Raw genomic sequence first — 23,665 nt, forward strand, 5'->3', positions numbered from 1 at the left:
AGTCGAGCCCCATGAGCTTCAACAGGCTCGCCACGAAGCCCGTTGTCTGGCGAAGCGGCAGGCCGAACAGCACCTTGATGGTCAGGCACGCTTGGATCGCCGCGTCCGAGAAGGTTTGCTGCCGCCCCTGCTTGCCCGAAGGCGCCGCGTGCCAAGCCATGCCCGGGTCGAACCAGACCGTCAGAGACCCGCGCTCACGCAGCGACGCGTAGTAACTCGACCCGTTCAGGGTGCGGCAACGGGTGGGCGCAGGCTTGGACATGCCGGACAGCTATGTCGCTGGACTCACGATGTGAATCCCACGCAGGCTTTCTGCAACAAGGCCGACGCGGAAAGTCAGAGAATTAAGCGCCGCGGAGATCGGGATTCCAGATATTGGGAGACAGCCTGAAGACGGCTTGTTGGCCCAACGCGTACAGCGGAAGCGAATTAGGAGGCGACTCCCGACTTTCGTTGCATCTCGCACTGTGGCCCGAACCGCGGACCCAACAGCCATCCATAGGGGTGGTTCGACGGTCCGTCTCCCCGCTCATGTCCCGGCGCTTGACTTGAGGACGGACGAGCCGCATGCCCCATGCTCGCTATCGGACGGGGGGACTTGTCCGACCTCTTCCGGACGGCCGACCGCTTCCACCGACCAGGCCAAACGGTCGATCACATTCTTCTCGTCCCCGCCGAATTGCGTGGCGAGCCTCGCGATCTCATCGAAACCAAGCGTCAGGGCGCTGCCCTTGAGAGTATGCAGAGCCCTGTCCCGTGCGACTGCGTCGCCCTCGATCTCGGCAATCCTGATCTTGCCGACGAGGTCGCGCGCGTTGAGGGCGAACTGCTCTATCAAATTTGCGACGGTATCGGCGCCGAGCTCCGCCTCGAGCGCGACTCTCTGTGCATTGGGCTGAGGCGGCATCGGTGGCGCGGTGTCGTCCGGTTTCGCGGTGTCACTTGGCCCGGAGAGCCAGTTGTCGAGAATGCCGGCGAGCTTGTCGCGCGTGACCGGTTTCGACAAATAGTCGTTCATTCCGGCGTCCAGGCACGCGGCGCGGTCGGACACGAAAGCGTTCGCCGTCAGACCGACGATCGGCGTACGGAACCCCATTTCGCGCAGCTTACGCGTCGCGGCGATGCCGTCCATCACGGGCATCTGCATGTCCATGAAAACGAGATCGATGCGTTCCGCGACGACGGCCTCGATCCCCTGCTGACCGTCTTCCGCGCAGAACGCGTCGACGCCCAGCCGCATGAGCAGATCGCAGGCGACCTGACGATTGATGGCGTTGTCCTCCACCACCAGCACTCGCCCGGAATGCCGGATCCCAGCCCGCGCGGTCGAAGCAGGCGACGGCGTCCGTGCTTGCAGTTCGATCGGCGCGGCAGGCACCTCGAACCAAAAGCAGCTACCGCGGCCCTGGGAGGTCTCGACGCCGATGCGGCCGTCGAGCGCCTCGATCAGCCGTTTGCAGATGACGAGGCCGAGGCCGGTGCCGCCGAACTTGCGCCGCGCGCCGGCGTCGATCTGGCTGAATTCCCTGAAGAGCTTGGGAAGGTCCTTCTTGCCGATGCCGACGCCGCTGTCGCGCACCTCGACCCGCAGACGGTCCGCGGCCGCCAGTCGTACCGCAACCTTGACCGACCCGGACGCGGTGAACTTGATGGCATTGTTTACGAGATTGACGATGACCTGGCGGATCCAGGTCGGGTCGGTCGTGATCGACACGTCCGGCGCTTCGATGTCGAAATCGAGCCCCGCCGCCTCGGCCCTGGGTGCCATGATGGAGCGTACGGGCTCGAGGATGTCGGCGAGCGAGAAGCTGACGATCTCCGCCTTGGCCTCGCCGCTCTCGAGCTTCGAGAAATCGAGGATGTCGCTGATCACGTCGAGCAGGAGATTGCCCGAATGCCTGATCGTCTCGAGCCGCTGCTTCTGGGCCGCCGTCAGCGGCGTATCGGCCAGTACCTCGGCGGTTCCAAGGATGCCGTTGAGCGGCGTTCGTATCTCGTGGCTCATGGCGGCCAGGAACACCGACTTGGCATGATTGCCCGCTTCGGCTTCGGCGGCCGCCTTGGCGTTGCGTTCGCTCATCGCCTCGAGCTTCTGTCGCGCGCGGGAGAGTTGCCGGAGCTGGATCGCCAGGAGTGCCACGATCATCGCCAGCGTCAGGGTCAGGATGCCGACGCTGACGGCGATCCGGTGATAGGTCTGCTTGACCTGGTTGCGGCTGACGATCCGCGCCTGGTTGTTCAGGGCGTTGCCGATCTGCGCGAGACGCTGCGTCCGCTCGCGAATGTCGCCGGCGTGCTCACGCAGGCGGGGCAACTCCCGACGGAACGCTTCGCCGTCGCCGACGACGCCGTCGATCAGAGGCGCGAGGCTGACGATTGAGTCGTAAACTTCCGCGGCCTTGTCCACGATTGCGGTATCGCCACCCATCGCCACCGAGAATTTGCCCTCGGACAAAAGCGGTGCGCGGCTGTAGAGGAGGTCGTAGCGTAGCAGGAGCGCGTCCAACGTCTCCGGCGTCGGCGATTGCTCCGCCGCGAAGATCGCCTCGATCAACCGGCCGGCCTCGCGGTCGGCCTGATAGGCGGCCCAGACCGCATTCTCTCGAATACCGGCGTCGATTTCCTTCTGTCGTTCCTCGAGGCTGAGGAACATGATGACGATCGAGGCAAAGATCCCGACGCTCGTCGCTGTCAGGATCACTATCCCGGCCGCGTTCCACCGCCTCGGAGCTCGCCAGAACCGGGTCACCGCAAACAGGGTCAGTCGACCTCGATGGCGGCGACCTGCCAGACCGAGCGGCCGAAAATCACCTCGCTGTAAAGGTCGCGATCGACATCGAACGGATAGATGACAAAGCTCGGTCCCTTCTCCCTGACTGACATTCTCTCGCCATCGATCCGCGTCGCCAGGATCACCGGATACTCGTCCACGTCGTCACGTGGGATTTCCGCGGTGTAATCGTTAAGGGCGATCACCTTCAAAGCCCCTTCTCCCGCACCTACGGCATCGAGCACGGCCGAGATCAGCGGCCCGCTGAAGGTCTTGGTGCCGGAATACCAGGGGGTGTCGATGACCGTCTCGCGGCCAGGAAGCGCCTCCAGCATCTCGAGGTCGAATTCCGCGGCACCCTCCGCGTTCGTCTTCTCGATATCGCCCGAGATCGTCAGCACGACCGGGCCGGTCGGTCGGGCGAGGGCGTCGGCCGCGACCGCGTTCGGTAGCAGGACGGTCAGGCCTAGGGCGATAGCGGGCAGTGATCTCATCATCATCGTGAACCTCCGTTGCCTCTGTTGAACTGGTCTCGGTTTCATCAGGCGGCTTGCAGCGACAGCGCAGCCACCAGGCGCGGCCAGCCGCGCTCGAAGGCTGCGACGCAAGCCGGATCGAAATGCGTGCCCGAAAGGCCGACTATCTCGGAGCGGGCGGTCCCGGGATTCCAAGCCAGCTTGTATGCGCGCCGCGAGCACAGCGCGTCGAAGACATCCGCGATCGCGACGATGCGGCCCTCGAGAGGAATGGCATCCCCCGCGAGCCCCCGGGGGTAGCCGCTGCCATCCCATTTCTCGTGATGCGCCGCCGCGATTCTGGCTGCGATCCGGACCAGATTGCTCCGACCTTCCGCAAGTATCTCGCCGCCGTATTCCACGTGCCGCCGCATCGTCGCGAATTCGTCGTCTGAAAGCTTTCCGGGCTTGTTGAGGATGCTGTCGGGAATGCCGACCTTGCCGACATCGTGCAGCGGCGCACCGAGATAGATGTTGCGACAATGATCCGGCTGGAGGCCAAGCTCTTCGGCGATGATGCGCGAGATCGACGCCACCCGGGTGATGTGCTCACCGGTTCCCCCGTCGCGGTACTCGATGGCGCGCGCCAACCTCCAGATGATCTCCTCCTCGCTCTCGGCCAGACGACGGGTCGCCCGCGCGACCTCGGAGGCCAGCAGGCGGGCTCGGTCGGAAAGCTCGAGCTGCGCTTGGCGGAGCTGCAGGAGGTTGCGCGATCGGCATTTCAGTTCCTCCGGATCGAACGGCTTCCTCAGGAAGTCCGTCGCACCGGCCTCGATCGCCTCGATCTTTAGGGCATTTGAGCTTTCCGCCGTGATCATGACCACGGGGACATGGACATATTCGGCTCGCTCTCGAAGGCGGCGGATGAACATGATGCCGTCCATGCCGGGCAACTGGTAATCGACGAAGACCAGATCGGTGGTGGTTCGGAAGCAATCGGCAAGCGCCTCGCTCGGCACCGCATGACCGACGACCTCGCAATCGAGCGCCCGTGCCGCAAGCCTAGTCAGGACACTCAACGCGATCGGGTCATCCTCGACGATCAAGATTCTCATTCATCACTCCGTTCCCCGGCTCTGATTTGCTGAATTGTCTTGATATTTGCCTAAGAGAATGTGTGAGAAATTACCGTCGCGCGTTTAAATGCCATGCTCTGCCCTGTTTATCGGAGGGATCATATGGCGCCACGCAGCTACCCGACGGACCTGATCGACGTCCAATGGGCGCTGATCGCCCCGCATCTTTTGCGATCGCAGTGGCTGGCGACTGGTAATCGTCAGGCACAAGGCACGGGCTTCGCGGATAGCCGCGCTGAACTGGATTGGTAAGCGAAGTTTCAGATGGCCGATCCGGCATCGCTGGATGGCCAAGGACTATGGATACCGAGTCCAAACATCCGTAAGGTTCATGAACATTGCCGCCTGCACCCAGGTGATCCGAAAGATCACACTCGCATGACGTCTCACTCACCGTCTCGGACTTGCCGTGACTCCCGATCCGGGGAAATGCGGGCCAAGGCGCTGTCCGGCGTGTTCACGCTTCTACCTCAAAACAAGATACTTTCCTCGTCGAGTCCGGAATCCGGGGAACCGGTTCCCGATAATCCTTCACGCAATCGCTGAAGTTTCAGCGTCGCGAGAGCCGGAGCAAGGTCGATGCCGACGTCAGGCACTGTTCCGGACAAAGTTTCGAAAAATGCGGCAAGGTCGCGCACGGTCTGGACCATCAAGTCGAGTTCCTGCAATTCTCGAGGTACTGGCCCATCGATGCGCGCCGCGAGATCGCCAACGATCCCTTCGATCCGGACGCCGGCCGCCTCGAGCGTACCCGCCTCTTCCGCGAGCAACGACATCAGACGATCGAGAGGAACGAATTCGCCGCTCACAGCGGCCCCGTCACGGTCTGAAGGCACGCCTTCAACTGAGCGGTGCTGAAAGGCTTCGCCAGGAAATTGTTCAGCCCCCACTTGCGAGCCTCGTCCAGCAACGGTTTGCTCAACGAGCCGCTGATCAAGATGAAGCCCACGCGTGAAGTTGCTCTTTGCATCCGCAGCTTCTCGAGCAACTGAATTCCACTCATACCCGGCATGTTCTGGTCGCAAAGGATGATATGGACACCCTGTCGAGTGGCGATGTCGAAGGCCTTTTCCCCACTGCTGCAGAAATCGACGTTCTTCAGGCCGATCTCCTCGAGCGACATGCAGACCAGACCTCGACTGACGCTCGTATCGTCAACGACAAGTACTTTCAGGGTGTTCTTGAGTGACATTCCAAGGTTCCTCAGACAGCGAGAGATGTGGGTGCAATTCGGGTCATCGGACGCCGATATGCAGTTGGCGCGACGAGTTCCAATCGGTGCGACAGGCTGGAACCGATGCGTTCGGAGTGACCGATAAAAAGCGTTCCCTCTGCGTCGAGGACCCGCTCGAAGTCTGCCCAGAGCTTCTGCTGCGTAGCAGTATCCATGTAGATCGCGGCGTTTCGGCAGAAGATTACGTCGAAGGGCCCGGTGACCGGCCATGGTTCCATGAAGTTCATGTAGCGGAAGGTGATCAAAGCCCGCAGTTCGGGACGGATCGCGGCCTGGCCCTCATCCTCGGAGGGGTCGAAGAGTGCCGCGCGGAGCGCTGGTGTCAGATCGCGTCCGGCTTGAATGTCGTACAAACCGGCCTCGGCGCGGCACAACATCTCGCGATTTATGTCGGTGGCCAAAATCCGCACGTCATAAAGGGCCGCGTCAGGAAACGCTTCAAGGATCGTAGCCGCGAGGCTGTACGGCTCTTCCCCGCTTGAACAGGCCGCTGACCAGAAACGAACCCGGCCGCCTTCGCGTGCCTTTCGGATCAGCCGCGGCAATACGCGTGACGCAAGGAAATCGAAATGCCCTGGCTCACGGAAGAAACGCGTCGTGTTCGTGGTCAGCGCGTCGATCATGAGATCGAATTCGCCGGCGCCTGCCGGGCTGGTCACCAGCGAGAGATATACGTCGAACCCGCGATGGCCCAGACGTCGCAGACGCTTGGCCAACCGGGCAACCACGAACTTCTGCGCGCCGTCGGCAAGCACGATGCCGGTCCGATCCCGCAGCATCGCCGCGATGTGCCGGAACTGTTCCATCGTCAGCTCGGGCGCCATCCCGGCAGACAGGTCTGCCGTCGGATGTGTCATGCCACGGCCCGCACGGCGGTCATACTGGCCGCCAGCGCATCGGTGCTCAGCACCCGCAGGGTGTGTTCCCGAGACGAGATGATGCCTGCGATGAAGTCGCTGGCCTCTGCACAGCTGATCCTCGGCATCGGCTGGATCTCGTCGGAGCCGACTTCGACGATGTCGGAAACCGCCGTGACCAGAAGGCCCACCACTTGCCCGGAAACCATCGCGATGATGATGACATTGCGTTCATGCCGCTCGCACGGCCCAAGTCCCAGCCGGGCCGACAGGTCGACGATCGGGACGATCGCGCCACGTAGGTTCATCACGCCCAGTACATCGACGGGAGCATGCGGCAGCGTTGTGACGTTGGTCCAGCTGCATATCTCCCGCACGGGCATGATATCCATGCAGAATTCCTGACCGCCAACGTAGAAGTTCAGGAACTCCCTCTTCTTGGAGGGCGGGACGACCTCGTCGGTGCTCATGCCAGGACCTCCTTCGATGCGACGGTGCCAACCGCCGCGGCGCGATGATTGATCTCGTCGACATCGACGATCAGGGCGATTCTGCCGTCGCCGAGGATCGTGGCGGCGGCGACGCAGGGAACATGCCCGTAATTGCTTTCCAAGCTCTTTATGACGACCTGTCTTTGGTCGTGAATGCTGTCCACGGCCAATGCGCGCTGCGCGCCCTGGTCGTCTTCCACCAGCAAAAGCACCCCGTCGCGGTCCATGGCGGGTACGTCCGAATAGCCGAAGACCTGACCCAGATCGATGATCGGGACCGCGATATTGCGCAGATTGATCATCTGCGTTCTCCGGTCGGCCCATTCGATCTGCGAGCGTTGGGGCCGGATCGTCTCGGCGATGGACGAAATCGGCACCACCAGCGTCTCTCCGGCGACATCCACAACCATCCCGTCGAGAACGGCAAGCGTCAGCGGAAGGCTGATGGAGATCGTGCTGCCCTGGCCCGGCGTGGACAGGATCGACACCCTGCCGCCCAGACGCTTGATCTCGCTGTTGACCACGTCCATGCCGACACCCCGCCCCGAGAGGCTGGTGACCGCGCTGGCGGTGGAGAAGCCCGGGGTGAACAGAAGCCTGTCGATCTCGGCGGGGCCGAGGACGGCGTTCTCCGCGACCAGACCCTTGGAGATCGCCGAGGCGAGTACCTTCTCGCGGTTGATCCCGCCGCCATTGTCGGCGACCTCGATGACCACGCGGCCCGAGCGATGCGCGGCCGAGAGCGTGACCGTCCCCTGAGGCTCCTTCCCGGCGGCGATGCGGGTCTCGGCGGTTTCCAATCCGTGATCGATCGCGTTGCGAAGGATATGGGTCAACGGATCGACCAGACGCTCGATCACCGTGCGATCGACTTCGGTATCCTCGCCCGTCGTGACGAAGCGCACGTCCTTGCCCGCGATCTGGGCGGTCTCGCGGACGATCCGGCCCATCCTCTGGAAGAGCGGCTTCACCGACTGGGCGCGGATCGCCATGACGCCTTCCTGGATGTGGCGCGTCAGGTTGCGGAACTCCTCGAGCGAGGCGGCGAGGCGCGTGCCCTTTTGCACGCCCGCTTCCTGAATTGACTGGGTCACGACGGACTGGGTGATGACGAGTTCGCCCACGGTGTTGATGAGATCGTCCACCAGATCGAGATCGACGCGGACGGTGGCCTTCGGCCCCGCCTTCGCGGCCGACTTCTTCTCCTCAGGGGCAGGCTTGGGTGCGTCCGGCGCGGGTTCGGCAGCCGGTTCCGCCGCGCCGGGCGGGGTATCGGCAATTGGAGGGCTCGAGGTTTCGGCGGAGGGCTCGGCGCCGAGGTCGGCGTCGGACCCGGGATCGGAAAACGGGACGAATCCCTCCTCGTCGTCCGAAGGAGCCTCGAACGCGGAAAGGTCGAAGGCCGGCGCGGCCGGCTCGAGGGCCATGATCTCCAGCTCGGCGTAGGGTTCGGCGAATTCGAAGATCTCGCGGATCTGACCTTCGTCGCAATCCGCCTCCAGAGCGAGCGACCAGGACAAGTGCGGTGTCGCGGGGTCGGCCTCGTCCGCCGCCGCCTCGTCCAGGACGGCCTCGACCGTCAGGCTGCCGAGGGTCTCCAGCTCACGGAAAAGGTGCAGGGGCTCGTGACCGTTGGCGTAGAGTTCCGGCGTCGGCACGAAGCGGATCGAGAAGCCTGTGCTTTGCGGGCCCTCCACGCCTTCAGGCGGCTCGAAGCCGAAATCGAGGGAGACGGGCACGAACGCCTCGCTGAAATCGGTCTCCCCCTCGTCCCCGTCCGCCGCGGAGAGCGCGGCGATCCGTTCGGTGCGCTCGTCGAGCACGGCTTCGTCCGTCTCCTCGCCTTCGGCGCCCTGCGCGACGAGCTCGGCCAGATAGTCGGAGGCGCCGTAGAATTCGCGCAGGAGGTCGGGCGTCAGCTCCTGCTGATTACCACGGACCTCGTCTAGAATGGTCTCGAAGATGTGGGCGAAGCGCGTGATTGCGTCCAGCGAGAAGGAGGCTGCGCCGCCCTTGATCGAATGGACCGCGCGGAAGATCGTGTTGACCGTTTCGGAGTCCTGCTCGCCATCGGAGACGGCCTCCTGGAGCGTGTCGAGACCATCGGTCAGCTGTTCGAGCTGTTCCTCGCATTCCACGAAGAACATCTGGCGGATTTCGTTTAGGCTCGACATCGGCTCAGACCCTCGCGACCCGGCGGATGGCGGAAATCAGGCGGGCGTCGTCGAAGGGCTTGACGATCCAGCCGGTGGCGCCGCTGCGCCGCGCCCGGTCCTTCATCTCCGCTCCGCTCTCGGTGCTCAGGACGAGGATCGGGACGCTGCCAGCGTCTTCCGATTCACGGACCGCCTCGATCACGCCAAAACCGTCGAGGCGCGGCATGTTGATGTCGGTTATGATGACGTCGGGCGCTGCGGCCCGCAGCTGTTCGATCCCGTCGGCGCCGTCCTCGGCGGTGGTCACGTGGAAGCCGGCCTCCTCGAGGGAGGCGCGCAGCAAATCCCGCATGGTGCGGGAATCGTCGATGGCGAGGATGCGCAGCGTCATGTCGACGGGCCCTTTCTCAGCAGCAGGTCGTGGAGGCCAAGGATCCGCAGGTCGTCTTCAAAATCGGCGGAGCCGGTGATCTCGACCCGGCCCTGACCGCCCTCGACCGTGCGGACGAAACGGACGAGTTGCTCCGCCGCAAGCGCGCCGATGCTGCGCACACCGCCGGCGTCGATCCGTATTTCGGTCCCGGATTCGGCCTCGGAGGCCGAGGCGGTAAGCAGACGGGAGAGATCGCCCACCGTTGAGGAGGGCATCTTGTCAGGAAGGACGATTGGGTCGCTCACGGAAATCAATCCTCGAAAAACAGAATGTCATCGACCGGCGCGGGCTCGGTCGGGCGAAGGGGCGGAGGGACCTCCATCAGGCGCTGACGGACCACTCCGGTCGTGGGGCTGAAGCGCAACCGCCGGCCCTGCCGGCCGCCGAGGCTGCTTGCCACGCAAGGGATGCCCTCCCGATCGAGGAAGGACGTGGCGAATTCGGCGTTGGCCGCGCCGATCGTCCAGGCACCGCCCTCCATCTTCGCACCCCCAAAAAGTTTTGCTTCGAGGCGAGACTTGCGTGCGCCAAGCTTCAGGAGTCCGTTGATCAGGACTTCCATGGCATAGAAGCCGTATCGCTCCGACGGGGTGCGCCCGCTCGGCGTTTCGGCGAGCAGGAAGTGGTTCATCCCCCCGATCCGCGCCACCGGGTCGAACAGGCATGTCGCCACGCAGGAGCCCAGGAGCGTGGTCATTACCACGCCCGGATCGGCGCTGATCTGGAACTCCCCCTGATACACGGCAATCTCCCGATACGCGGACTCGTTGATCAGTATCGACATCCGCAGCTCCTTCTGCCGCGGGTGCGGGACCCGGTGTCGACCGGTAGGATTGTCTCGCGAGACATCATCTTTCTCGCTCCCGGTGGAACTAACCGGACCGGCCCTGGCCCACGGCCAGCGCCAGGACCGTCAGAAATCCGTCCATCCCCCCGCCGCCGCTGCCGGACTGTCCTGGCGCGGCCCGAAGAGGGAGACGTTTCCGCCCTGATCCTCGGATTCTTCCGCCTTCAGGGGGAAGGTGTGGACATTGCCGCCCTTGAAGCCGCCCACCAATTCCCGCAGCCGCGTTCCGCGCTGCGCGAGCTGTGTCGCCGCTGCCGCGCTCTCTTCGGCGATCGCGGCGTTGCGCTGGGTGGTGATATCGATGTCCGCGATCGCCTGCCGCACCGACGAGATGCCCTGCGCCTGCTCGGATGTCGCATTCGACACATCGCGCATGTTGTCGGCGAAGGCCGAGACCGAGGTGACGATTTCCGCCAGCGCCTCACCGCTGCGCGAGACCAGGTCGGAGCCGTGGGTTACCGCATCGTGGCTTTTCTGGACCAGTTCGTTGATGTCGCGCGCGGCATCCGTGGCGCGCTGCGCCAGCGCCCGGACTTCGGAAGCGACGACGGCGAAGCCGCGGCCCGCCTCGCCCGCCCGTGCCGCCTCGACGCCCGCATTCAGCGCGAGAAGGTTGGTCTGAAAGGCGATGGCGTCGATCATCTCGTTGACCTGGCGGATGTTCTTCGCGCTTTCCTCGATCTCTTTCATCGAGGTGATTGCCTCGCGCACGATGCCGTGGCCGTTCTCGGCGACGCCTACAGCCTCGGCCGCCCGGCTGGTCGCAGCCTGGGTGTTCTCAGCGTTCGATTGGATCGTGCTGTCCATCTGGGTCATCGCGGCCGACGTTTCCTCGACCCGTGCCGCCTGCTGTTCGTTCCGCTTGGAGAGATTCTGAACGCTGCTGGCAATGACATCGGTCTCTTCCGCGATCCGGTCAGCAGCCTCGTGGATATCGGCCACCAGTCGACCGACGCAGAGCGCGGTCTCTTCGATGGCCTCCCGCAAAGCTGCGAACTTTGCGCCGACCGTGTCTGGAATACGGATGCGGAGATCCCCGTCAGCCAGCGCCCTCAAGCCCTCCGACAAGGATGCGACGGCCTTGACGTCTTCCGTGATATCGGTGGCAAGTGCGATGACCTTGTAGTGGATGCCATCTGCATCGCGTACTGGCATATAGCTGACCTGCATCCTGATCGGCCCATCCGCCTTTCGGCATTCGAACTCGCCCGACAGTATTTCGCCTTTCGCAAGCCGGTCCCAGAAGTGGGGAGTTTCCTCCGCAACAGCGAGATGGCTATGATGACGCCCCGTCAGATCGGTCAGGCTGCATCCCGCCAGGTTCAGGAACTTCTCGTTTGCCGTCAGGATGGCACCAGAGAGATCGAACTCGATGAAAGCCTGCGAAGAGGAAAGAGCCTCGAATTGCGAGACTGCCTCGGCCCGGACGATGCCGGCCTCGCTGATCTCGGATGCGAGGAGAAGGATGCGGGTGACGGTCGTGCCTGCATCGATCACCGGGAGGTAGGAGGCCTCGATCCAGATGCGGCTTCCGTCTTTCGCGAGGCGGCCGAACACGCCCCTTTGAGGAATCCCCTTGGACAGCTCGCGCCAGAATGCCGCGTATTCGGCACCCTTCGCCTCCTCCGGCAAAACCAGGTTGCCGTGGCTGCAATCGCTGAGATCATTGGCCTTATAGCCGAAAAGGGACAGGAACCGTTCGTTCGCCTCGAGGATCGTCCCGTCGATCTTGAACCAGATCACCGCGTGGTGCGCATCGATTGCCCGATCGAGCTCCGAGACTTGATCTTCACGCTCCTCAATTACCTTACGGCCCCAATCCGCGTGCAACCAGCTCATTGTCTACCTCCATGGATCGGTTGTGGTGTTATCGCTGGAAAGCGTTAAATGCCGCTTAAAGTCGTAAAATCGCTTGCGCTTTTGTTAGATCGGCATCTTTTCGAGATGGCCTTGCAGGGTCGCGTCGGCTCGAGCCACTCATCGTCTAAGGGGGCTGAGGCCCAGCCAATCTCTTTTCGATAGTCTGAGAGTTGCCGGCGTTGTGGGAGATCGCGCCCACAGGCTCTCCGGCAGACTCGGCGCCGGGTATTGAGCTCCGGCATCCTGGATTCCGGTCTCGACTAGAATCGGTTATCCGGTCTCCGTGTATGCGCCGGCACCAACTCTTGACGCGGCGAAAGGGTATTCCCGTTCCTACCGGTTATTGCGATATAGGTCGGATCGGACGCGGCTGGATTTCGGATTACGCCAGTTGGACGATGTCCTGAAACCGAAACAATACATATCTGAGGGTGCTCGGGCGGCAAAACAATCAAGCCTTGGCCCGCGTCGCCCCCGAGGCATTGCTCAGCCGCATGACCAGCCCCGCGATTTCGGTCAATCCCACCTGTACCTCGACGGCACCGCATTTCATGGCCTCTGCCGGCATGCCGTATACCACCGAAGTGGCTTCGTCCTGGCCCACCGTACGCGCGCCTTGATCGCGCATCTCCTTCAATCCCCGCGCCCCGTCATCGCCCATGCCGGTCATGATCACGCCCACGGCGTTCGCTCCGGCAACACGGCTGACCGAGCGGAACAATACGTCGACCGACGGCCGGTGCCGGTTGACCAACGGTCCTTCCTTGACCTCGACGCGGTAATTGGCGCCGCTTCGTGTCAGCATCATGTGTCGACCGCCCGGTGCGATCAAAGCCTGTCCCGGCAGCACGCTGTCGCCGTCCTGTGCCTCCTTGACCGTAACCTGGCACAATTCGTCCAGCCGCCGGGCGAAGTTCGCCGTGAAGACCTCCGGCATATGCTGGACCACGACGATCGGCGGAGCGGTGCGGGGCAGGGCCTCGAGAACCACGCGAAGCGCTTCCGTCCCACCGGTGGAGGCGCCGATGGCCACTACCTTGTGCGTCGTCTGCACCATCGCTCCGCGGGTGGCTACCGGCAGGACCGCATCGGCGCTGAGCTTGGCAGCAGGCAGGATCTCGCGCCGGCGGGCGAGACGCGCATGTGCAGCGGCAAGGACCGCGTCCTGGATCCGGATCGAGGAATCCTGCAGGAACTGGCGGGTCGAGAGGTTCGGCTTCTGGATTACATCCACCGCCCCTGCCTCGAGCGCGGCCAGGAAGGTTCGGCTTCCCTGGTCAACGAGAGTCGAACAGATCACCACCGGGATCGGCTTCTGCGCCATCAGCCGGCGCAGAAACGTGATCCCGTCCATGCGCGGCATCTCTACGTCGAGCACGATAACGTCCGGCAGCTCGCGCTTCAGCCGTTCGGCGGCCTGAAACGGGTCGTTCGCGGTGGCCATGACCTCGAGCTGCGGATGGCCCGAGATGATCTCGGACAGGGTCTGCCGCACCACGGCGCTGTCATCGACGATCAGCACGCGTTTTTTGGACGAGAATGCGGTCATCACTTCACCTTGCGATAGATCGAGGGCTGAACGAGTTCGAGACCGTCGCGGCGGGCATGGGACGCCTCCGTATGACCGGTCATCAGGACGCCACCTGGCCGCAGCCTGCGATAGACATTTTCGATAACGCGTCCGCGGATTTCCTCGTCGAAATAGATCAGAACGTTACGCAGAAAGACGATGTCGGCGGAAATCCCGTCCAGACCCTCGCCGCTTGCGAGGTTCGCCTGTCGCCAGATGGCCTGATCGCGCAGTTCGGGAACGATCCTGTAGACGCCATCGGTGGATTTCGATGACAGCAGAAAGCGCCGGCGCAATTCGATTGGGATCCCCTCAATTTCCTGCTTCGAGTAGACGGCGGTCTTGGCTCGCTGCACGACGGGGCGCGAGATGTCGGTTCCGATCAGGCGCGGGGCGAGACCCCGGAGGCCACGGTCACGGGCCTGGTGGAGAACCATCAGAGCGGTATAGCCCTCTTGCCCGGTCGAGCAGGCCGCGCTCCAGACCACCATTTCGCGGGTGTCCCGGCCCTCGGTCATGTCTGCGAGGCCCTTTTCCAGAAGCCAGTCGTATTGCGACCTCTCCCGAAAGAAGCTTGTCGTGTGGGTGGTCAATGCCTCCCCGAAAGCAGTTCGCTCGGCAGCGCTCGTCTGCAGCAGGCGGCAGTAATCGGCATAATTCGTCAGACCCGTGCTCACGAGCCGACGCCCGAGCCGTCCAGCAAGGAAATCCGCCTTGCGTTCGTCGATGGTGATGCCGACGACGCTGCGAGCCATCGCCACAAGCTTTTTTACATCATCGGGTCGCATCGGTGAGGGCGATAGCTGGAGGGGACGGTCTAACATTACGATGTTTCCTAATTTACTCCGGGCGGAGCCGTCATTCCGGGACGGCATTGGGAATGCCTGCGGGGTGGATGCTCCCAAAGGCTCCTGCTTGTGTCTTTCCTCCGCCCGGAAGCACTCCGGTTTGCGGAAAGGTCAGGCTCCGAAATCGTCGGACCAGCCTGTTCCCCTCGAAGCCCCCGATCATCGCTGATCAAGGGCTCATCGGGAGGTCAGAAGAAGCCGAACCCGTCGGAGAGGTCGAGTTCGGCGGCAGCTTCTCCAAGGAGGTGATCTATGTCGATCAACACCACGAGGTCCGGACCGTGGCGACACAGCCCTCGCAAAGCCTTCGCATCCCAGCCGCCCAGGCCGCGACACGGGACCGGCTCGATCGTCTCCGAACCGATATGCTCCACGTTGTGCACCCGGTCGGCCTGGATCCCGAGCGGGTAGGTGGCCCCCGCCTGCCCCAGTTCCAGGACCACGATCCGAGCTTCCGGCCCCAGGGCCTCGTGCGGCATCCCGAGTCGAGCCCGGATGTCGAGGATCGGAACGCTGCTGCCGCGCACATCCACGACGCCCAGTACGTCCCCCGGCGCGTTCGGCAGCGTGGTGATCGACTGGCTGTCGAGAACCTCCCGGACATGCCGCACGTCAAGACCGAGCCTCTGACCGCCGAGATCCAGAGTGAGGTAGGTGGAGAACGTTTCGTCCTCGTCCAGGGATCCCGTGACTTCCATATCCATGTCGAGCATGTTTACCCCGCGTAGCGCTGAAAATCGTCGTCGGAGACATGCTCTCCGGCGAGGTCGAGATCGAAGGCTTCGACCATGGCCTTCTGGTCCGCACGGTCGATCGGTGCGGGTTTGCTAACGCTCACCAGCGAGAGCTTTTCTGCCACGACGGCGCTCTGGCTGTCGGAACGTTTTGCGGCAGGTTGCGATGCTTCCATCTGGAAGTAGGAGATCACGCTGGTCAGTTGCTGGGACTGCGCGGCCAGTTCCTGGCTCGTCGCCGCCGAGGTTTCCGCCGCCGTGGCGTTCTGCTGGACCACCTCGTTCAGCTCGCGGATCGCCTGGTTGATCTGCTCGGCGCCCACGTTCTGTTCCCGCGTGGAGGCCGAGATCTCGGCCACGAGATCCGCCGTGCGCTGGATGTTCGGGACCAGAGCGTCGAGCATGCGCCCGGCCTCGCCCGAGACTTCCACCGTCTCTTTCGAGAGCTGGCTGATCTCGGCCGCCGCCTGCTGGCTGCGCTCGGCGAGCTTGCGCACCTCGGAGGCTACCACCGCGAAGCCCTTGCCGTGGCTGCCCGCCCGCGCCGCCTCAACCGCCGCATTAAGCGCCAGCAGATCGGTTTGCCGGGCGATCTCCTGGATGATGGTGATCCGCTCGGCGATCGTCTTCATCGCGTGCAGCGCATTGCCCACCGTCTCGCCGGAGCGGCGCGCGTCGTCGGCAGACTGGCCCGCGATCTTCTCGGTCTGCGCCGCGTTGTCGGCGTTCTGGCGGATGTTGGCGGTCATCTCCTCGACCGAGGCCGAGGCCTCCTCCACCGCCGAGGCCTGTTGCGTCGAGCCGGACGACAGCTGGTCGGCCGCCGAGGACAGGTTCGACGCTCCATCGGCCACGTGGCTTGCGCTCACGCTTGCATTCGAGATCACCTCGCGAAGCTTCAAGACCATGTCCCGAAGCGCGATCCCGAGGCGGTCCTCCTCTGAGCGAGGTGTCACGTCGGCCCGGAGATCGCCTTTCGCGATCGATTCGGCAGACCGGCTCATGCCCTTGAGGTCATCCGTCATCTTGCCCATCTCGGCAAGGAGAGCACCGATCTCGTCGCGGCTCCGTGTCGCGGTATCCACGTCCAGATTGCCCCGTGCGACGTCCTTGGCCACGCCGATCGCCCGGGTTAGGCCTCGCGACAACGTCACGGAGATCCACGCGGCCGCCGCGATGGCGATGATGGCCGCGACGATACCGCCAATCAGCAACGCGATCCGGGAGTTGGCGAAGACCTGTTCAGCTCTCAGGTCCGCCAGTGACATGATGTTCGCCGCCTCGGCCGTCATGGCGTCGCTTGCGGCGGCCATCTCCAGATATGCGGGTTCGAGTTCGCCCTCCATCAAATCGGCAGCGTGCTTGGTGGTGCTCTTGCCCACGACCGTCGCAAAATCGGTCGCGGCGCTGCGATAGGCCTGCCACTCGTCGTTGATCACATCGATGGCCTGAACCTGGTTGTTCTGCCCGGCGATCGAGTAGGCCCGCGCGAGAGCATTGTCGAACGCCGCGATCTCCGACCGGATCACGTCTCCCTGCGCGGCACGGATGTCGAGATCATTGGTGATGATCATCTGATAATGCGCCGCGTGGATCGCACGCACGTTGTCCATGCCAGCATCGAGAGTTGCCTCGAGGTCCACGACCGACGCTTCGGGATTGGCCGTAGCGGCAATGATATCGCGCAGCGGCTCGATGAGGGCATCGAGCGACGTCAGCACTTCCAGGTAGCCCGGCTTCAGCGCGTCGTTGCTGATCTGCCGACCCTCAATGAAGGAGTTGGACAGGGCGAAGCCCCTGATCTTGGCTTCGGCCGTGGCAAACTTGGTCCACGCGTCGTCGTATTCCTCCATGACCGACCGGATCTGGTCGAGCTTGGGATCGGAAATCGCAAGGATCTCTTCGACGGCCGCGTCTTCGGCAAGTGTCGCCTCGATCTGGGCATCGGCCCTTTCGGCATACTGCCGCGCTTCCTCGGGGGTTTCCGCGAGCAGATAGCCACGGATACTCGACATCGTCGCGGCTGTCTCGGCCTTGAGCGCGACGGCCCCCTGTTGGAGCATGGCGTATTTCGAGGTGATACCCTTGAGCTCCTGGTTGATTTCCCTGGCCTGCCTATAGCCGACGAAACTCGTCGCCCCGATCAACGCGATCAGGACGGCGAATGTCGCGATCAGCTTGCTGCGAATGGTCAGTCGCATCGATGGTATCCTTCTCAAGCCCTGAGCATTTGCGTCGGCGTTGGGGAAAAAGCCGCGTCGACGTCGAGTACGATAATCAAGGAGGAATCCTTCCTCGCGACGCCACGGATCAGGTGCGTGGGCCAGCGAACGCCGAGCTCGGGCAATGCCTCGAGATCGGTGTCGGCGGTATCGGTGATCTCGTCGACATCGTCGGCGAGCATCGCGACCTTCGTCGGCTCTCCGCCGACCACGAGGTCGAGAACGAGAACCCGGCTCGTCTCGCCCACTACAGCTGGGCCCATGCCGAGCCGGCGACGCAAGTCGACGAAGGGAGCGATCGCGCCCCTGACGTTGACGAGGCCAGGGGCGAACGGATCGGCGTTCGGGGCGCGGGTGACGGGCAGGGGATCGATGATTTCGTGGACGTGACCGACCGGGATGGCGAACCGCTCGCCGTCCAGCGAGAAGGTCAACGCCGTATCGAATTGTACTGTGTCGCTCATGACAATCTCCTTCACGCGACCGCTCTGAGTGCGCCCTGGGCGCGCCTCACGACCGCGGCGGCATCGAGGATCAATGCCACCGAGCCGTCGCCGAGGATCGTGGAACCGGCGAGCCCCTCGATCCCGCGGTGGTAGAGGCTCAAGGGCTTGATCACCGTCTGGTACTGGCCGATCACCTCGTCGACGACGAGGCCGGTACGGCGGCCCTCGACGCTGGTGATCACGACACGGCGGTCGGATCGGTCCACACGGTCGAACCCGAACAGGGTGTCCAGGTTGAGGAAGGGAACCAGTTGGTCACGGATACGCAGGAGTGAGCGACCGCTTTTGCGCGTCTCTTCGTCCACGGGCAGCTCCACGCATTCCTCGACATTGGACAGCGGCAGTACGAAGGGCGCTTCACCGACCGTCACGAGAAGCCCGTCGATGATCGCAAGCGTCAGCGGCAGGCGGAGGGTCACTTCGGTGCCACGGCCTTTTTGCGATTTTACCTCGACCGTACCGCGAAGGTCATCGATGGCCCTGTGCACCGCGTCCATGCCGACACCGCGCCCCGAGACGCTGGAAAGTGTCGTCGCGGTCGAGAAGCCGGGCTCGAAAATGAGCGCGAAGAGTTGCTCCTCGGAGAGCTCTTGATCCGGGGCGATCAGGCCGCGCTCGATGCCCCGCACGCGAATTGCCTCTGCATCGAGCCCCTTGCCGTCGTCGATGACGGAGATGAGCACCTCGCCGCCGGCCTGCCGCGCGCGCAGCACGAGTTCCGATTGCTCGGGCTTGCCTGCAGCCCTGCGGCCCTCTGGCGTCTCGATACCGTGGTCGATCGAGTTGCGGATGATATGGACCAATGGTTCGGTCAGGCTGTCGATGACGTTCTTATCGACCTCGGTCTCGCCGCCGCGGGTCTCGAGCGTCACGGTCTTGCCGAGTTCGGTGGACAGGTCCCGCACGACCCTGCGGAATTTTCCGAACACCGGTTCGATCGGCAGCATCCGGATCGATAGCGTAGTGTCACGCAATCCGGTGACGAGACGCTCGATCTCTTCCGCGGTGCTGGCCAGCCCGGTATCCCCGAGTTCGGATGCAATCCGGTTCAGGCGCGCCTGAGCGATCACCAGTTCGCCCAACTGATCCATGAGTTCATCGAGCCGGTGCGACTGTACGCGTACGGAATCGAGCTTCGCAGCGGACCTGGCTTCGTTCGTCGGTTGACCGGCCGTGGGGGCTGCCATCTCCGTTTGATTCTCGGCACATCGGGCCGCAGGCTCGGCTGCCTCTTCCGCAGGCGTCTCGGTCACCTGCACGATTTCCAATTGCCAGTCTGTCGCGAAGATGAAGACCTCTTCGATAGCCTCCCGCCCCGCCGCGGTTTCCATTGCCACTTCCCAAGAAGGACGATCGACGGCGGGATCAATCTCCCGCGAGTCGGACTCCTCCTCTGGCCGGGTCAGGACTTCCATCTGACCAAGTCCGGCAAGTTCCTCGATGATCAAATCCGGGCGCAGGCCGTTCTTCAGCGCGGCGGCGTCGGGCTTGAAAGTGATCAAGAAGCGCTCGGCCTTCGGAGCCGATTCCGCTGGTTTGACCGCCTGGACTTCCTCGAGCGCCTCGATCTGAGCCACCAGATCAGCGGTGGCCGGATCCTGCGCGGTCGCGCCGTCCATGTCGGGACCGGCATCGAGCATTCGCTCGAGATGGTCGCGGGAAGCTAGCGAAAGTTGGATCAGCCGAGGCGTTACCGTAGCCTTGCCCTCGCGGATGCGATCATAGGCATTCTCGAAATGATGCGTGAAACCCGAAAGCGTCGCAAAACCGAACATCGCACCCGAACCCTTCAGCGTATGAAGGGCCCGGAACACTGCGTCGATACGTTTCGGATTGGTGGGATCCGCCTCGAGCTCGAGCAATATCCCTTCCAGTTCCTCGAGGATATCCCGCGCTTCCTGGATGAAGGATTCGGCAGCCGGGTTCATCAGGCGCCACCGATCATCTTGTCGACGACCGCGACCAGCTTGGCCTCATCGAAGGGCTTGACGAGCCAGCCGGTGGCACCGGCTTGCTTGGCTTCCATCATCTTTTCTTTCTGCGCTTCGGTGGTCAGCATCACGATCGGAATGCCGTCGAAGCGCCTGTCCTCGCGAACCTTCTGAATCATCTCGATGCCGTTCATGTTCGGCATGTTGAGATCGCAGACAACCAAGCTGACCGAATTGGACGCGAGCGCTTCGAGGCCCTCCAGGCCGTCGCCTGCACCGATGACGTCGTACCCTTTCGGCTGCAGCGTAAAGCCGATCATGTCTCTGATGCTCTTCGAGTCGTCGACGCTGAGAACTGTCTTCGCCATGCTTTAAATCTCCTTGGGTTGTTCGAGCGCCGACAAGGCCGCGGCAGCATGGCGGCCGAAATCGAGCCGGCCGGCCGGAAAGCCGCGAGCTGCGCGAGAGAGATGCTGCGACGAGCGCAAACGGGCCACGCCGCCATCGGTGTAGGGTTCCAGAGACATCTTGGTCCCGGAGACCTCGGCCATATCGAGAAGCAACAGGACCCGGTCCTGGGCCGCCGCGACGGTTCCAGCATCGATGCCGTCGGCGAAACGCATCGAGGTCGTGGTTCGATCACATATAGCGGGCATCGTCACCTCATGGACAATTGGTGACTGACCACTTCGACGGAACACACGAATATCCGGTAAACGCGGATCAGGAATTTTGAAAAACGGATGTGTCTCCGGTGCGCTTTTAAGAGAGCGCTAACCCGGCATACCTATCGTGTCCTCAGTCAAGTCTCGGAGGTCACATGACGCTAACATACGTCGAACTCGAGAAATCTCTCGAGCGTCTTTCCCACGAGATTGCCGGGGCATTCTCTATCGCTTTCTACGAACTCGAGATTATCCGCAGTACCGCATCGGAGTTCGGCACGGATATCGGGAACCTGTTGACGGCCGTCGCGCCGCAAGATGAACGCGACCACAGCGAAAACAATTTCGACATGTTCCTGCAAAATGCAGCCTCTGCTGCGGCAGCGGCCAGCGGTGCGGCCGGATCTCTGACGGACCGAGCTTTCCAGGGCTCTCTCATCAGGATCTCTGGATCGCTCCACGAGATGAAAAAGCATACTGTCGCGCTTACCAGCATTTCCTCGCTTACCAAGATTACCCAGACCGAAACGCAGGATATGGGAAACCGGCTCACCGCGTTTACCGAATCGCTGGACGGTCGATGCCGGGAACTGCAGCAGGCAACGTCGCGCTCGACGGATCTGGTCGTCGAGACGCAGCAACAAACGGGATTGGCCCGCGAAAGGCTCACCGCCATCGGGCTCGAATTCCGGGCCCTGTCAGACAACACGGGCGGTGAAGCCATCCGCCTTGCCGAGCTGGAACAGCTCCACCATTCCTACCTGGCCGAAATCCGGGAGGATGCGAACCGGCTCAATGATGAGGTGAAACGGGCTGTCGGCAACCTGATCGGCTGTCTGCAATTCCCTGATGCCTTCGCACAGCGAAGCGATCATGTTCGGGCCGCGATCGCTGCAATGGACAAAGCCGCGCCCGAAGAACGGGCCGCCCTGGACAAGGTGATAAACGCTCAGCTTTCATCAATGGCTGGAGCGCTGAACGAGGTCGCGGGCAATGCAAGTCGTTCTCTTCAGAGCCTAAACTCCGCCTTCGAGCGAAGCCCGACCATTCATAACCGAAGCGATTCGACGGACCCCTCTGCTGCCTGGATAATCGCGACCGCCCAGGCCAACAAGGTGATGCTCGACTCCGTGGCCCGGGCGAGGGAGCAGTTTGGCGCTGCGCTGGACCTGCTCTCGGGTATCGCCCGACAGATCGATTCCACCCGGGAGAATCTGGAGACCTCGGTGCAGTTAAATCGGGAATTGGAGACGTCTGTCTACAATGCCTCGTTGGTGGCACACCGATCCGGCTCACAGACCTCGCCCCTTCGGTTCCTGGCGGGATCGGTCAAGGATGTGGTCGACCGGATCTCGAACCTGATTGCCCAGATATCCGAAGCGCTGACGCATATTCGCGGCACATCCGAAGCACTCGCTGCCTCCAACCTTGGCCGTGACTTGCAGACCCTTCTCGAAATACAGGAATCCGCAGCCGAGGAAGTCGAGGAGCAGGGTAAGAAGCTCGATAGTGTCGGCAATATGCGCCGTCGAATCCTGGGCCATGCCGACCGTCTAGACGGCGCTTCGACCGCCGGGGGAAATGCTTTCGATGCCGCGGCGGACAAAGCGCAGTCGATTGAGGAACTCGCCCGGCAAGTTCACGATTTGGCTTCTGAATCCGAAAGCGTGGATGGCAATATCGAACTCGACTGGCTTTACCAGCTCTACACGATGGAGGATGAACGCATCGTTCATCGCCAAGCCCTCGGCCTGCCGAACATCGAAGAGACCGTCGAGGATCAGCCCGAAGATCTCGACGACTTCTTGCTGTAAGTACAACGTCGGTTGAAAGCCCGCGGGGAGTCGAACCCCCGCGGTAAAGAAATCATCGCGTTCAGAACTATTAGTCCGATAAAATTCCGGCCATTAGGCAGCAATAACTTTTTCACCTTAATCTCGTACGATCGAGCGTGTTACTCCCCGCGAGACGATTTCTATGATAAACTGACTCCATCACCGAAAAACATCATCCATTCCATCCTGGATGATGCATGAAACACTGAAATAGGCGATCGACGCTGTCGTCATCATCGATCATACGAATACCGTGATATTCTATAACCCCGCCGCCGAGCGGCTTTGGGGATTCACGTCCGAGGAAGTGCTCGGTAACAATGTGAAGATGCTCGTCCCCGACGCACATCGCCACAACCACGACGATCTGATCGATGCCAACAGGACCACAGGGCAGGACAAGATCGTCGGCTCCAGCCGGGCCGTCACGATCCAACGGAAGGACGGCGGAGTGGTTCCGGCAAGCCTTGCCCTTTCGAAGATGCGGATCGGAAAATCCTGGGCCTACGCGGCCTTCGTACGGGACATGTCGCAGGAGATGCATCTCCGGCACGCCACGCTGGATCAGGCTGGTGCGAGCGTCGATCTCGTCGCGGGTGATTGCGACAAGATGGTACAATTGGCCTCGACGGTCAGCATGCGCGCTTCCCAGCAGGCGACCTCCGCCCAGGAAGCGTCCTCTGCGATGGAAGAGATGACCGCGACGATTGGCCAGTGCGCCGATAACGCCAGGACCACCAAGACCATCGCCACGGACTGCGCGAACAACGCCCGGAGCGCGGGCGAAACGGTAACCCGTGCCGTCAACACGATGGGGGAGATTGCCGACAAAATCCGTATCGTGCGGGAAATCGCGCGTCAGACCGACCTTTTGGCCCTCAATGCGGCGATCGAGGCCGCACGCGCGGGTACACACGGACGGGGATTTGCAGTCGTCGCCGCGGAGGTCCGCAAGCTCGCCGAACGCAGTCAGGAGGCGGCTACCGAGATCGGGCGTCTTTCCGTCGAGACGCATCAGGTCTCGCAGGAGGCCGGTCAGAAGATCACGGATCTCATTCCGGAGATCGTGCGGACAGCGGATCTCGTTCGCTAAATATCTGCCGCGACCCGTG

Annotated in this window: 23 protein-coding genes; 2 read left to right on the forward strand and 21 right to left on the reverse strand. The window is 62.8% G+C overall.

Features of this window, described 5'->3' with window-relative positions:
* From LX81_RS19350 to LX81_RS19450, 21 genes are all read right to left on the reverse strand, one after another.
* Nucleotides 1-262 (reverse strand): transposase (locus tag LX81_RS19350; RefSeq protein WP_211322835.1); only part of this gene is annotated, 262 nt, incomplete at its 3' end.
* A gap of 267 nt (nt 263-529) precedes the next feature.
* Entirely contained in the window at nt 530-2,701 is a 2,172-nt protein-coding gene (locus LX81_RS19355; RefSeq protein WP_111538938.1) for an ATP-binding protein, read from the reverse strand.
* 59 nt (nt 2,702-2,760) lie between these two features.
* On the reverse strand, nt 2,761-3,270 hold the full coding sequence (locus LX81_RS19360) for a putative pterin-binding protein (RefSeq protein ID WP_234822726.1): 510 nt from the start codon (nt 3,268-3,270) through the stop codon (nt 2,761-2,763).
* Nucleotides 3,271-3,311: 41 nt separating this feature from the next.
* Nucleotides 3,312-4,343, reverse strand: a complete 1,032-nt coding sequence (locus LX81_RS19365) for an HD-GYP domain-containing protein (RefSeq protein WP_111538939.1) — start codon at nt 4,341-4,343, stop codon at nt 3,312-3,314.
* Nucleotides 4,344-4,834: 491 nt separating this feature from the next.
* Nucleotides 4,835-5,173: a DUF8776 family protein gene (locus LX81_RS19370; protein ID WP_111538940.1), complete on the reverse strand. Its 339-nt coding sequence runs from the start codon at nt 5,171-5,173 to the stop codon at nt 4,835-4,837.
* The gene (locus tag LX81_RS19375) at nt 5,170-5,556 is read right to left on the reverse strand and encodes a response regulator (protein WP_111538941.1); all 387 of its coding nucleotides are present in this window, start codon (nt 5,554-5,556) and stop codon (nt 5,170-5,172) included. Before LX81_RS19375 ends, LX81_RS19370 begins: the two co-directional genes overlap by 4 nt.
* An 11-nt stretch (nt 5,557-5,567) precedes the next feature.
* Nucleotides 5,568-6,404 carry a CheR family methyltransferase gene (locus LX81_RS19380; protein ID WP_170134042.1) on the reverse strand — a complete coding sequence of 279 codons (837 nt, stop codon included), beginning with the start codon at nt 6,402-6,404 and terminating at the stop codon, nt 5,568-5,570.
* Nucleotides 6,405-6,451: 47 nt separating this feature from the next.
* Entirely contained in the window at nt 6,452-6,925 is a 474-nt protein-coding gene (locus LX81_RS19385; RefSeq protein WP_111538943.1) for a chemotaxis protein CheW, read from the reverse strand.
* On the reverse strand, nt 6,922-9,120 hold the full coding sequence (locus LX81_RS19390) for a chemotaxis protein CheA (RefSeq protein WP_111538944.1): 2,199 nt from the start codon (nt 9,118-9,120) through the stop codon (nt 6,922-6,924). Before LX81_RS19390 ends, LX81_RS19385 begins: the two co-directional genes overlap by 4 nt.
* 4 nt (nt 9,121-9,124) lie before the next feature.
* Nucleotides 9,125-9,493: a response regulator gene (locus tag LX81_RS19395; protein ID WP_111538945.1), complete on the reverse strand. Its 369-nt coding sequence runs from the start codon at nt 9,491-9,493 to the stop codon at nt 9,125-9,127.
* Entirely contained in the window at nt 9,490-9,780 is a 291-nt protein-coding gene (locus LX81_RS19400; protein WP_146259487.1) for an STAS domain-containing protein, read from the reverse strand. Before LX81_RS19400 ends, LX81_RS19395 begins: the two co-directional genes overlap by 4 nt.
* Nucleotides 9,781-9,785: 5 nt before the next feature.
* A complete protein-coding gene (locus tag LX81_RS19405) occupies nt 9,786-10,319 on the reverse strand; it encodes a chemotaxis protein CheD (RefSeq protein WP_111538947.1) in 534 nt (177 codons plus the stop codon).
* Between the two features lie 129 nt (nt 10,320-10,448).
* Nucleotides 10,449-12,221: a methyl-accepting chemotaxis protein gene (locus LX81_RS19410; protein WP_111538948.1), complete on the reverse strand. Its 1,773-nt coding sequence runs from the start codon at nt 12,219-12,221 to the stop codon at nt 10,449-10,451.
* 472 nt (nt 12,222-12,693) lie between these two features.
* Nucleotides 12,694-13,791, reverse strand: a complete 1,098-nt coding sequence (locus LX81_RS19415) for a protein-glutamate methylesterase/protein-glutamine glutaminase (RefSeq protein WP_111538949.1) — start codon at nt 13,789-13,791, stop codon at nt 12,694-12,696.
* Entirely contained in the window at nt 13,791-14,687 is an 897-nt protein-coding gene (locus LX81_RS19420; protein WP_111538950.1) for a CheR family methyltransferase, read from the reverse strand. Before LX81_RS19420 ends, LX81_RS19415 begins: the two co-directional genes overlap by 1 nt.
* A gap of 161 nt (nt 14,688-14,848) precedes the next feature.
* Nucleotides 14,849-15,373, reverse strand: coding sequence for a chemotaxis protein CheW (locus tag LX81_RS19425; protein WP_111538951.1), 525 nt, complete (start codon nt 15,371-15,373; stop codon nt 14,849-14,851).
* 2 nt (nt 15,374-15,375) lie between these two features.
* The gene (locus tag LX81_RS19430) at nt 15,376-17,595 is read right to left on the reverse strand and encodes a HAMP domain-containing methyl-accepting chemotaxis protein (protein WP_111538952.1); all 2,220 of its coding nucleotides are present in this window, start codon (nt 17,593-17,595) and stop codon (nt 15,376-15,378) included.
* Between the two features lie 14 nt (nt 17,596-17,609).
* A complete protein-coding gene (locus LX81_RS19435; protein WP_111538953.1) occupies nt 17,610-18,080 on the reverse strand; it encodes a chemotaxis protein CheW in 471 nt (156 codons plus the stop codon).
* A gap of 11 nt (nt 18,081-18,091) precedes the next feature.
* Entirely contained in the window at nt 18,092-20,050 is a 1,959-nt protein-coding gene (locus LX81_RS19440; RefSeq protein ID WP_111538954.1) for a chemotaxis protein CheA, read from the reverse strand.
* Nucleotides 20,050-20,421: a response regulator gene (locus LX81_RS19445; protein WP_111538955.1), complete on the reverse strand. Its 372-nt coding sequence runs from the start codon at nt 20,419-20,421 to the stop codon at nt 20,050-20,052. Before LX81_RS19445 ends, LX81_RS19440 begins: the two co-directional genes overlap by 1 nt.
* A 3-nt stretch (nt 20,422-20,424) precedes the next feature.
* Nucleotides 20,425-20,676, reverse strand: a complete 252-nt coding sequence (locus LX81_RS19450) for a hypothetical protein (protein WP_111538956.1) — start codon at nt 20,674-20,676, stop codon at nt 20,425-20,427.
* Nucleotides 20,677-20,873: 197 nt separating this feature from the next.
* Here LX81_RS19450 and LX81_RS19455 point away from each other — a divergent pair, with 197 nt between their 5' ends.
* Together LX81_RS19455 and LX81_RS23545 are read left to right on the forward strand one after the other, a co-directional pair.
* On the forward strand, nt 20,874-22,532 hold the full coding sequence (locus LX81_RS19455; protein WP_111538957.1) for a hypothetical protein: 1,659 nt from the start codon (nt 20,874-20,876) through the stop codon (nt 22,530-22,532).
* A gap of 238 nt (nt 22,533-22,770) precedes the next feature.
* Nucleotides 22,771-23,646, forward strand: a complete 876-nt coding sequence (locus tag LX81_RS23545; RefSeq protein WP_272939505.1) for a methyl-accepting chemotaxis protein — start codon at nt 22,771-22,773, stop codon at nt 23,644-23,646.
* Nucleotides 23,647-23,665 lie beyond the last annotated feature (19 nt).

The sequence above is a fragment of the Palleronia aestuarii genome, assembly GCF_003253995.1.
GTDB classification, from domain to species: domain Bacteria; phylum Pseudomonadota; class Alphaproteobacteria; order Rhodobacterales; family Rhodobacteraceae; genus Palleronia; species Palleronia aestuarii.